The sequence below is a fragment of the Enterobacter sp. 01-M-02-SI-ECC genome, assembly GCF_047530595.1.
Lineage (GTDB): Bacteria > Pseudomonadota > Gammaproteobacteria > Enterobacterales > Enterobacteriaceae > Enterobacter > Enterobacter cloacae_M.
The window spans coordinates 1-11994 of sequence record NZ_JBLKCZ010000048.1 but is presented as its reverse complement, the minus strand read 5'-3'; the positions used below and the strand labels follow the sequence as shown (position 1 = coordinate 11994).

The 11994-nt window shown below is 41.5% G+C and carries 4 protein-coding genes and 1 pseudogene; 3 read left to right on the top strand and 2 right to left on the bottom strand.

Annotation, left to right across the window (positions count from 1 at the left end; genetic code table 11):
- Window positions 1-37: 37 nt before the first annotated feature.
- The 3 genes and pseudogenes from ACMWLG_RS24810 to ACMWLG_RS24800 form a co-directional block, all read left to right on the top strand.
- Entirely contained in the window at window positions 38-598 is a 561-nt protein-coding gene (locus tag ACMWLG_RS24810) for a hypothetical protein (RefSeq protein ID WP_048978175.1), read from the top strand.
- Between the two features lie 306 nt (window positions 599-904).
- Window positions 905-1201: a helix-turn-helix domain-containing protein gene (locus ACMWLG_RS24805; protein WP_047668715.1), complete on the top strand. Its 297-nt coding sequence runs from the start codon at window positions 905-907 to the stop codon at window positions 1199-1201.
- Between the two features lie 213 nt (window positions 1202-1414).
- Window positions 1415-1777: pseudogene (locus ACMWLG_RS24800) on the top strand (hypothetical protein); the annotation flags it as partial.
- On the opposite strand, the gene ACMWLG_RS24795 reads toward ACMWLG_RS24800, so the two are convergent.
- Window positions 1730-7378, bottom strand: coding sequence for an ATP-binding protein (locus tag ACMWLG_RS24795; RefSeq protein WP_223603654.1), 5649 nt, complete (start codon window positions 7376-7378; stop codon window positions 1730-1732). The pseudogene ACMWLG_RS24800 and the gene ACMWLG_RS24795 overlap by 48 nt on opposite strands.
- 734 nt (window positions 7379-8112) lie before the next feature.
- Window positions 8113-11175 carry a DEAD/DEAH box helicase gene (locus ACMWLG_RS24790; RefSeq protein ID WP_053295089.1) on the bottom strand — a complete coding sequence of 1021 codons (3063 nt, stop codon included), beginning with the start codon at window positions 11173-11175 and terminating at the stop codon, window positions 8113-8115.
- Window positions 11176-11994: the final 819 nt, after the last annotated feature.

Below are 11994 nucleotides of genomic sequence, written 5' to 3'. Positions count from 1 at the left end.
CTTAGCAATCCTAAGTTAACAGCCTTTTTTTAGTGATATGAATAGTAGAGTAACCAACCCTGAGTCGTACATATTTTCTGCAATCATCTATATTGGCAAAGATAACTTCACCAGTAACGAAGTAGCGAAAATTCTTATCGAGCGATTTTCACTTCCGAAAAATTATTTAAAGGCAAAAGCTTTTGCTTATAACCAAATTCAAGGTCTGGTTAGAAAGGGATTGTTAAATAAAGTAAGAAAATTAGGTGCGTATCAATATTTATACTCAGCCACATCTGAATTCAATGTCGTAAAGGAAAACGTAGAGTTAATTGAGGTACCCAAAAAAAGCCCCTGTCAACTTATTTCAAGTGCCACCAGTTATGAACATAGCAATGTAAACATTCAAATAAGAACTCTTATTGAAAAATACAGCAGCGAGTTGGAAAAAGTATCAGGAGCAAAGGAGATTTATGAAGAATTGATAATTGCCGTGCCGAGCAGGGAAAATGAATTCAGGAAACTTTCTCTCGAACAAGAGAAAAAGCAAATTAAGATAAATGAAAAAATAAACACATTGATTGGGATTTTTAATAAAACCATTGCAATAAAGCAATGACTTTTAAAAAACATTTAAAGTTAAATAAGTTCATGAAAAAGAGAGGGCGAAGCAGAGTCCGCCCTCTCCCTTCATACCCTGATCAGCCTCATTACACTGAGGTTAACAGCGTACACCACTATATGCTAGTCCTTAATAAATATAATCCCAGCCAGAGCGAGATGCAACCTTTAAAATTCAAGCAGTACTAGTTAAACAACGAGTTCATCCTTACACCTTTTAAACTGTAAAGTAATAAAACACCTTACAGGCTGTTTTTTATGAGGATTGAATTTATTATGAAGAAATCGACATGGCCACGTACTTATGGATACTATTTTTCCCGTTAGACTTCTAAGCCAGTTACGTCCACTTTTAATTGGTTTTCGTAAATCAAAAGGATTAACTCAAAGAGAATTATCTGCCATGTTGGGTGTAACTCAGCAGACTTATGCTCGCCTTGAGGCAAATCCTTCAAAAGCAAGTTTTGAGCGTCTATACAAAGTGTTAAATATTTTAGGGGTGGAGATTTCGCTCAGTTCTGCACCTCTTTCAACTTATACAAAGCCTACGAATTTTGTAGAAAAGGAGTTTGATTCACCGGCAAGGCGTGAGGAATGGTGATAGGAGCAAGCCTATTTGATAGGTCTGGACATCAGGCACCGCCTCTAAGCATTTGATCTGTTTCCCCATTGATCAACTCAGACTGTTTAGCCACGCCCGATTCTGGCTCGGTGCGGATAAATTGACCAATTTAAATGTCCGCTGTGAGCGATGAGCGGACGTTAATCTGGGGTTGTACGCCGGAACCGCCGAAATTTCCGTGACGCATAATAAACGCTTCCCATCTATCTGGCTACAGATGGCGTACGTAGCGCAATGGATACTCTGAATAGAGCTGCTCGGCTAGGCGATCCCAACATAGCCAACTACAAGGGGCGTAGCGTTAAGATCCAAAATTTAGTAAACCATCATGCTTTCAGATTAGTAGCACTACTATATGTATCCGATGATCGTTATACCAATCAGACTAATTTGACCCGGAAAGACCGGGAAACAATCGCTTTAAAACAAAAAGATAAGCTGGATGATAAGGCCACTGATGATGAATATGCGCTGATTAACATAAGGAGGTTCCTCAAAATCGTGTCATTAATCCAGCGAGTCGAAAGTAGTACTGAAAAGATTCTGAGCTGTCTTTATCATTTGCGCTTCGCCTTGTCGTAATTGCCGAACAGATCTGCTTGCGAAATTACGTACGGTGAGCTCACCAAACAGAGTCTGGACTTGTATCAAGCCTGCTTTGGAAAGCGTCAGATAGCAACCTTCCCCCCATATATAATCATCATCAATATCAACTGGTCCGGCGTCTCGCCAATTCACTAATCTTGCTACGACTTTTGAATTCTGGTCGGTATAAATATTAGGCATCTCGCTGCATTCATGCCATCCCAGATGCATCTGGATATTAGGGCATAATGCAATGGCATATCCCGGCGAAGACATTGTCCCGATGGAACTGACTACACGTCTGACTATTGTCGGTGCGAGGTCTTCGTCGAGTGGGATCATTTGACCCAGCCAAACGACTGCGGGCAAACTTTGATACCATGCCATGAATTTGGCATCAGAAATATGAATTTGAGGTGCGCTAATTCGATAGACCTGGTATTCAGCTCGCCGGGTATCATGCATTTTGAATTGTGAAACCTCGGCTATTACGAATTCATCGGCACGATCTCTCCAGGGTTTTACATCCTCTTCAACCAAATTTGTCCACATTTCTTCAGCTTCACTCCACGGGGCATCCTTGACTTTCAGCGGTCGCCTAATGCCAGTTGGTCGGATTTGCATTTCAGGGCGAGGTGCTGGCGGAAGTGCTGCATCCAATTGTTCCAGTAGCGATGGTTTATCCCTTGGTGAGAGCAAGCCTGCCAAGCTCAGCTCTCCAGCGACATGACGAAGTGCCAGTATGCCAATGTAAGCATGGGGCTTAAGATAGGAGATTTGCATTGAGAGTGTGCGTAACTGAGATTCGGTCTTTTTTGTTGCTCCAGGGCCAAAGGCTGCCAGCCCTCCCCATTGCTGGATAAACGTTGCGGCACGCTGGCGTATGTTCATTTCCTCACAATCAGCCAGCTCTGCAAGTCTCCTTGCAACGGGACGAAGCATTTGCGTCCATCCTAAGTCGACTTCAATATGCATCGCCCCACTCACAGGATCTAACAGAGCATGTTCATGATCAGGGTCTCCGTCGAGTGCCAATCGATATGTCAACGGCAACGGATGAAAATCAATCGATATAGGTAGCTGCCAATATTGTGCTAGCAAGCACGCAGCTTCAGCAACAGCTATATCACGATGATTCGTAAGGCCAGAGACTAAATCACCAATTTCAGCTGCAAAGTGGTTCTGTTTTAGCAAAAGCAAAACTTGCAATGCCTGGAGTGGTTCATCAAGGGGGCCAGTCAGGAGTCGTGTGATAGTGTGCTCAAATACGATTTGCCCTCCTGTTGAATGTTCCGCCAGAATTAGTGCAGTTTTCTCTGCATGTTGTCGAGCTTCGGTGATAGGCAATCGTAATGAAAAATGGAGCAATTCCGCGAGTAACTCTTCGTCGGTTATATTTTCATTCTCAAATTCGAAAATTTCACCAATACGGTGTTCGCGAGTGAAAGACATCTGCTCTGCTAAGATAGACCAAACGGCGGGCCAGTCTGGCGACTCACAGATCACAGGAAGAATGTCGGCCATATCTGTTAGCAACGACATGGTGCTTTCTTTCCCCGCCACAATTGAACTGATGAAGTCTTCATATGCTTCATGATGAATTGCTGCGCCATCGAGTAGCTTACGCGCGCGGAAGAGACGGAATCGATTTCCTCCTAACCATTGGCTCCATGACATCTCCCGGTCACTACTGGTATCGTAATCATCAACTAATTTTCTGGCTAACGTAGTGTCCCCCGCATTAACTAGCCGCTCTGCAACCAAAAAACGACAACGTGCATCCGACTGCAGGCAATGCCAGCGCTCATACATTTTCACCACCTTGTCTAATGCGGCGGACTTTGCAAGCTCACAAAAACGATAAGGCGCATGATACTCAGGTTCTGAATCATTTGATTCAAATGCCTGTTGAAGTTCGTCAAGGGTTGAAGCCTCTTCGTACTTTTGTGGCGTGTAGGAGCGGCGGGCTTCGGGGGCCTCTGAAGTCCATCGAGTAATGGCATTATCAAGTTGGTTATCGGTATAACCGTGTCTCAATGCCGCCTTGCTCAGGCGATTTAATAGTGTGAGTCGCTCGTGAGCTCGACTATGAACCTGGATTGCCGGTAATAGAATTGATACCAGTTTGGCAATCGATGAAGGCCCCGCTGCATTTGCAGCAACGTCAATATAATTGCCTACATGTGTAGGGTCACGATAATAGGGTTCAATGTAGAATGGAAGGCATAGCCCGCACCAAATTGGTGTACAGAGAAACACCATTTCAGGACGGCGTTCTAGCATACCAATTACCAGTTCATTTACCTGATTTGGCCATGGAATCAGCCCCCAGTTGCTGAGTTTCTGTGCCACGGTATAACCACTGTGCGCATTCATACGCATTGCTTCATTGATTAACACTTCTGTCAAACGATATGCGGCAGATGCTCCCTCGGTTTCCTTCATACCATCAACCTGTCGTATCAACTGACCTATTCGTTGAGCACGGTGTTCTGGGTCTGCCGCATTGGCCAAAATCAATATGTCTTTCCAGACAGAGTATAAAGGGTCCTTACGCGCTGCCAGAGCGTAGCCTAAACAGTGGTCATGTATCGAAGCAAGTAAGTTTAGTGCCCGGTCAACATCACCAATTGCAGCAAAGCTGTTTGCCAGAACTGACAGGGTCTCGAGTTGTTCGCTAGGTGTATTTTCTACCAACTCGTTTACCATATGCTCAAGTCTGGCGGCCGCCCTTTCACGGTCACCGTCAGCCTGATACATTGCCAATGCTATTTCACGCCGGAGTAGTGTATTGCCTTTTAATATTAAAGCAGGCATTACATTATCAATTTCATTTAGTACTGAATTATATTCGACCTTACCACGCAGCGCAGAAATTTTAATTAATGTACAAATCAGTGGTGATGTAGCTGTCAATGCCAATTGAGCCTGATAGGTATCGTTTCCAGAATGGCTATTGAGTTGCATTACATATCTCATCACCATGCGACAGACCATTTGAATATTTCCAGAAGGAATGCATGATGCATTTATTATGGACAGCCCCAACAAGCGTCCCGTTTCTGAAGCATGTGTCTGCAGCGGTCGTAAGATAGCGTGTGTGGAGGTGACTACGTCGGGCAGGGATTTGCCGAGCAAAACGCAAAGTTGCGCATGTTCCATGGCTGCAAGAGTCAGTGCTTTTGTTGATTCTAATTCATTGTCTCCCATCGAAATTGCAGGTGCAAAAAGGTTTTCGAATAATATTGAAGCCAGATCGGTGCAACCCGAGGTGGCATAAAATAATGCAATCGATCTTCGCCCGCCATTAGAAACATCATTAAAATCAGACAATGCCATGGCAGTCTTAAATAATTCCAATGCTAAGATATTATTTCCTCTGTCTCTGGCAGTAAATCCAGCCTGAGTCATCAAAACCGGTATCTCTTGCTCATGAATGCCATACTGATTGCAGGTATCCTGAATATTAACGTCTGCTTGCCAGTTAACAATTGCCTCGACCACTGTCCACTTTAACTGTTCGCGAATAGAGGTAATATTTTCATCTGTTGATACACTTGTGGCGTGTTTTAACCCCTCAACGGTCAAATAGTCTATTGCCTGCTTAATTTGCTCAGAGTCGCGGAAGTGAAAAACTCGTTTTGCCCATTTTTTGAATTCTTGTAGATTATGCGAGTCCCCATAGTGCTCGAATCTGGGGGTATGCAAGTGAGACAATGGCTCAAGGTGCTCAAACAGTTCTTTCGCGCGGTCAAAATCACCCTGTTCCAAAAGCAGGTCAACAACTTCATAGCCCGCATTGGGAAAGTCCTGGACGAAAGAGATCGCCGCATCAATATCGCCAACTTTTAACATCGCGCGCGGAAGTTCATTAGCATACTCCAGTGCTTGAGTTCGTCTGGATATCTCTTCACGGCAAAGTAGCAACCGTGTGGCAATTACACCATCATACGTGGAACGTGCAGCAATCAGAGCCAAGTGGATGTCCGAATCAATCTCTGAACAGGAACGTCCATGTGCAAACTGGTGTCGAAAATATGCTGGCGTTGCGAGCACCAGAAGTTCATCACGCTCTCCTGACCGGGCGAGATAGCGCAGTGTTAGCCAGGACTGTAATGAATGCTCTGGTGCATGACGAGATAGTTCAGCTAATTCACGATAAATATGTTGTGAATAGGTTTCATCTATACTGCCCAGTGTTATCTTTGGTTTGGAGAGCACAAATAGACGGAAGCTGTTATGGAATACAGTCCACCCCTTTGAGGTTTCCTTGAGTAAATGCCGGACGGTCTTTAAGGTACGCTCTATCGCCTGAGCATCTACGATTGTTGCCAGCAATTTCAGCGGCATCGGAGCTTCGATACGGGCAATGAAACCCAGAACATGCATAACATCAGGGTCGTTTGCGATTTCTCTCCAGGCGGATGCGTAAACTGATTCAATATCGCCATTAAATTCCATCCCTCCGGCGAGGATGCATGATGTGTCCTGTTCATCTGCCGATAACAGTGCCTTAATGAGATAATTGGCCGCCAGCGGATGACCGCGGCTAAGTTCATAAAGTTTTACACGCGAAATGGTTGAATCAAGACCCAAAACGTCTGCCATCCTGGCGACCGCCACTCTCTCAAGTGGATGCATTGTTACGAGACGATCCGGATGCCCAGCCTGTTCCTGTACTGCGGGTTTGAGATGCCTGAGTTCCAGTCGCTGGGTACCAAGTATAAATGTCACGCCCAAAGGGATGGCTGCAGGCAGCGGCAATTCGCCTAACAGCGAATGGGCTGGTAGTTCTTCGCGGGGGATATGATCCAGCCCATCAACAATAATGATGGTTCTTACTGTATCACGTTGATAACGCTCGCCAGCTTGTTTGAGCAGTTCACCGAATTGTTCGCGCCTTTCAAATTGGCTGCTGTCTCGAAGGCGAAGCCCAGGCAGCCCGCTGCTGCGTAACTGGGCAGAAATGTCTTCGAAGAAATCATCAGCTTCCCCGCGTCCTACACCTTGCGCAGCTCCCGGTATGAAAGCCAGATAGCGCACGACCCGAGTGTTATATTCGGTAGCCAGGGTTGTCTGTAGCAAGGTCGATTTCCCCGAACCTGGAGGCCCAATCAATGCCACATAGCCCTGGATTGTGTTGCGTATCGTCTGGAGAAGTTGTAGTTCCGTATCGCGGTTGCGTTGGACGTGAGCACCGATGGGAAAGCGATGTACGTGGCGTGTTTTGGTCGGATCTTTCCACCCTAGTTCATTTAATAGTTCTTCACAGGACCATCGGTCCCTATCTCGTTTATCGGAGACCAACTGAGGTAATATTTTTGCTATATCAGACGCCAGTCTCGCTTGTTCTGCACTGAGTTTATGAAATTGTATAAAATCTGCTGCTGAGCCATGAATTATGCGCAACGCATGAAAAAATCTCTCGAAATCATCGCCACCTAGGCAAGAATGTTGAAACAATATTTCGACTAAACCGCCCCAGTTACTGTAGCGCCATTCCTCAAGCGTGCGTTTGGGAAAATGTTCAAACTCATCAAGGAAGGCAGCACTGTGAGCTGGAGCTTCCATTCCGGGGGCGTCGTTTACTGATGGATAGTCGTTGACAACTAAACGAATTTCTACGTGAGACGTTGGGTTAGCACTACAAAGATTTTGCCAGGCGCAAACTAATGGCTTAAGCAGACCATCAGCCCCTACTAAGAGTGTCTGTACTGTAAATGTACCTGGGAAACGGGACGTTTTGAACTGGTGCCCAACGATAAGGCCATTAAATCCAAGTACTAAATCATCAGCGATACCCGCACTGCGGTCCGCCACGCCTATCCACTCCAATTGCCCACGCTCTAATTCAGCATAAATGGCTGCACCGGCTCTTTCATATTGGCCCATATAGCCACGCATTGCCCGGCGCTCGCCCTCTGCTGGGGGCAAGGTTTTTGTTTTCTCAATCTTCATTGATGAATCGGGCTTTTCATTTAAAGTCATTCGCTATGCCGCCTAATGATCTCGATTTGCCAAACCAGACAAACAATTCTGGTGTACTTTTTTGCGCAGGTAATAGAGTGCACAGATTATCGTACATTGGCATATTCTATTCTTTACTATGCTTATAAAGGTCGAAGACCCACTGTAAGCATCCCTGCATATCGGTCCATTCACTTTTAGAGATCATCCGGCATACTGGTTTTGTTCTGATAGGAGATTGCCATGCGCAAAGCACGATTCACCGAACACCAGACCATCATTATTCTGAATTCCGTCGAAGCTCGACGCACCGTTAAGGATCTCTGTCGCGAAATTTCTTATGGAGAAACAAAAAATTTAAGATCTATACCAAGACTTTTGGATTGTAATAGCCATGAGTCTATAAGTTGATATGATTGCATTGATTCTTGTGATTTTTTCACTACTGAAGGATTAAATTGTGACTTAAAATGACTCAATGAAAATCCGTTACCAACAACGATCCATATTTCTTTTCTTACTAATGAACTGGCTCTTCGTTTGTTTATCTTTTCTAAGACATCATTTATGTCGTGATTAATATTGAAAGTTCCCTCAAACAATCTTATTCTACTGTCTAATTCTATATTATGCTTATTACCTCCTAATTTTGGCCAAGGATTTCTCAGCCTAGTTAAATTGGCAAATTGTAAATTTTTATCATTACTAATCAAGTAATGTATGTTTTTTATCGCTTGGCTACCGACTTCGCAAATCGAACCTGCTGAAGATTCAGGTTTTCCTGCGGCACCGCATTTTATGTGTACATAGATAAGTTTGTCTTTGGAAGAAAGAACAAAATCAGCTGGTTCTGTATCCATATCCGTACAAAGAATCAAATCAACATTAGGGATATATTGATAAAATGGTCCCAATTGAGATAGTTGCACAGATTTAGTTCTCAGGTTTGACAGTTGATCTATCAAATAAAATATCGATGAGGGGCTAAAACTAGTTCCGATCAATCCATCCTCATCTTTTTCTGATAATCCACCTGACAACAAATCTTGTAATTCTACAAATCTCGAGAAAAATTCATCTGCAACTCTTGCATTGTCTGTGGGGAGAGTAAATTTATAAAACAGACCATTTAAGTAAGTGATTCCATTGTCAAATATTAATTTCACGGTGTTATTGTTAAAAATATCACTTTCATTAACAACTTCATTATCAACCATAAAGGTTAGAGTTTGATTACGTGTTTTTAATTCACCTTTGTCAACATAAAAATCTAGTTCTCGAGGTAAGAATATCGCTGACCTTATGGCCCCCCCCATCTTTGATAGATTACTTCCATTGGTGTTTATAACAAGCGGAAGTAGTGTTTTGTCAAAAAAAGAAATGCCAAAATTATATTTTTTAAATAGATAGTTTGATGTTATTTTTTTGTGCTTGCCATTACAATACACTTTCAACAAACCGTTATAGTTGCTTAGATCAATAATACAAGCAACTGGTTTTTCAGTAGGTATACCATCAACAGTTTGAGCAAATGAATTAAGAAATGAACTAGATACTTTGTTAGCGCCTTCTAAATTGGTTTTTACATCATTAACCCATTCACAAAACCTTTCAAAACTAAATTGTCTTTCTTTTTGATCACTAACACGGCCGGATCCTACGCCTAAATAATATGAGGACATAATCGAAAGATCATCATGAAGATTAGAACCTATTGTAGTTGATACTGCATAGCTTCCATTGGCTTGAGTTGAAGTCGTTGACTCTAACCTATCAGACACATAAAGAATACTTTCTGCTTGCTGTGAATTAATCTGTATAGCCCTTGTGCTAGCTTGCGTTGTTTTAGATTTTTCATTTAGCGAAATTAGCTTAAATAGCTTATCCGGGCCAACTGGTTGTCTGATACCTAATTCAATTCTTTTATTGTATTTTCTACCGCGACTATCATAAATCGCAACAATATCACCTACTTCACGTATAATTACAAACTCAAGTGATGGTTGAAAGAATAACGTATCCTTAAGAAATCTGGAACTGTCAAAACAAACTGATGTAATGATGCCAGAGTCACTATCAATTTTTGATAAAGACCCTTCTCTTGTAAATTCCCAATATATTTTATCTAAACAATCAATTAGATTAAAGCCCTTATCTTTGTAATAAAAACATACTGACGCGAGAGGTATTTTTAAGGATGTGGAAGGGTTGAATGTTTTGAAGTCAAATTTCTTTTTATATGTCGCGTCAAAATAACTAATTTCCGGAAATGCGTCTAAATACTTTTCAACTAAAGATGCTGTATTTAAAGTATTAATGAATTTCCTTAAAGATGTTTTATCCGTCAAGTAATTATCAAATTCTTGGTAGTTCTCCCATAAATCAACGTTGGTGCACTCATTGTAGTCTATAACCAGTGGGCTTTTGTCTTTGTACCACCTTACAACACGCCCCATTGTTTGTACTAATTCCTTACCACTCCGAACACTATAGGTTAATATTAGTAGTTTTGCATTCGGAAGATCGATACCTTCATCTAACATACGTTGATGAATTAGTATTTTATAAGGGCTTTCAGATAAATTGCTTGGTACATTATATAAATTCTCATCCAGTGGTGAAGTCTCAAATTGTCTATGAATCGCAAGCGTTTTAAATTCATCTTTAAAAAGATTATAATATTCGCATATGTTTTTAAAATTATCACACTTGACAATACACAATGTATCACTATTTTTGTTTAAGTAATCCCTTACTACACTGACTAAATCTTCCTTTTTTGCTTTTGCAAAAACAGGTGCTGATATTATGCCTTCTTCTATGGCATTTTTGTATGTATATATATATGAGTGATCTGTATCAATATCAAAACTAAATAAGTCGTTTCGGTATGGTGTGGCAGTCACTATTATTTTTTTTGCTTTAAACTTACGAATAATTCCTCCCCATTCTGGCGATGGTTCGGAATGACCTTCATCAATAATGATCAACTCAAATTCATCACAGATTTTATTGATCTCATCACTGTTGATTTTTAGCAATTTTTGGAAGGTAGTGCAAAATATCCCACTGTTACTTTCTTTATTGATGTCATTATGCACATCTTTAATTGTAAGTGATTTAGATTTACCAGAATCGGTTAGTTTAGTAAAAAAATCACCTCTAATCTGTTTATACAACTGATCACAAACAGCTCTTCGATATGTAACAATTAATATGTTTTTATATTTACTGAATTGACTTAGACAACATATAACACCACTTTTCCCTGCACCTGTCGGCAAGCTTATAAGACATGATCCAGATGAGCGCGATCTAAAATATTTTGCAGCTACACCAATACTTTCCACTTGACATGATCTGAGTTTTTCTTCTACTTCAGTAGGTGTACCATTGTACATTTAAATTCCTCTTAAAATGAAAAACTGCTGGATTAGAAACTTATATAATTGTGTTTATATAAGCACGGGCAAGGGGCCGACAAATTAATTTGTCAGTTAGCTGGCTACTACGGACTGAGCTTATCTCCCTTCTGGCAAAACCAGTCAGTCTTGATTAGTACGATGAAAACAGCCATACGACTCTTTGCTCTCTTCCTCCACATGAATTCCGGCTTCTGTTAAATTAAAAGCAAAAATTTATAGTGTCGTTAGGCATGAGATCTAAGGCTGCATACGATTTAAATTAGGTTTTAAAATTTACCGCGTTAGTGCAATATGTACTTTATTCATGCGCCCTAGAATCTACCAGCACCTCACTCACAAACTTTCTGTTTTAAATCTCCATGAGTGCATCACAGCAGTCATCGGTACGAACCGTTGATTCGCTGACATCTGTAATGACGTTCTGACAGTAAGGTATCATCAGCGTTATACGCATGAATCTCTACAAAATTCCTAGCTGATTTGCACATCCTTGTCAATAATTTAATTAAGAACGCTACCGCCCTCAGAGACATAAGCCTTGATAAAATCTATGCTATCGCAACCAATTTTTTATTCAATAGATCAATCAGATAACCATCTAATGCTATGATGTGTTCGTTGTGAAAATGTGATGTAAGATGGTTTTATGAACCGGAACTAACTGTCAGCTAATGCTAGATACATAGTTTTAGTTCATGAAGTGAATTACTCATGGAAACTTAGAATCTTTGAAAAAACAATACAGTAGCCACAAAATTATCCATGAACCTAGTTTTTACTCAACATAAGTTAAAT

What these genes read in the sequence shown, in the direction of transcription:
- ACMWLG_RS24790 (WP_053295089.1), bottom strand. Translation starts at nt 11,175, where the DNA reads ATGTACAATGGTACACCTACTGAAGTAGAAGAAAAACTCAGATCATGT.
- ACMWLG_RS24805 (WP_047668715.1), top strand. Translation starts at nt 905, where the DNA reads ATGGATACTATTTTTCCCGTTAGACTTCTAAGCCAGTTACGTCCACTT.
- ACMWLG_RS24810 (WP_048978175.1), top strand. Translation starts at nt 38, where the DNA reads ATGAATAGTAGAGTAACCAACCCTGAGTCGTACATATTTTCTGCAATC.
- ACMWLG_RS24795 (WP_223603654.1), bottom strand. Translation starts at nt 7,378, where the DNA reads ATGGAAGCTCCAGCTCACAGTGCTGCCTTCCTTGATGAGTTTGAACAT.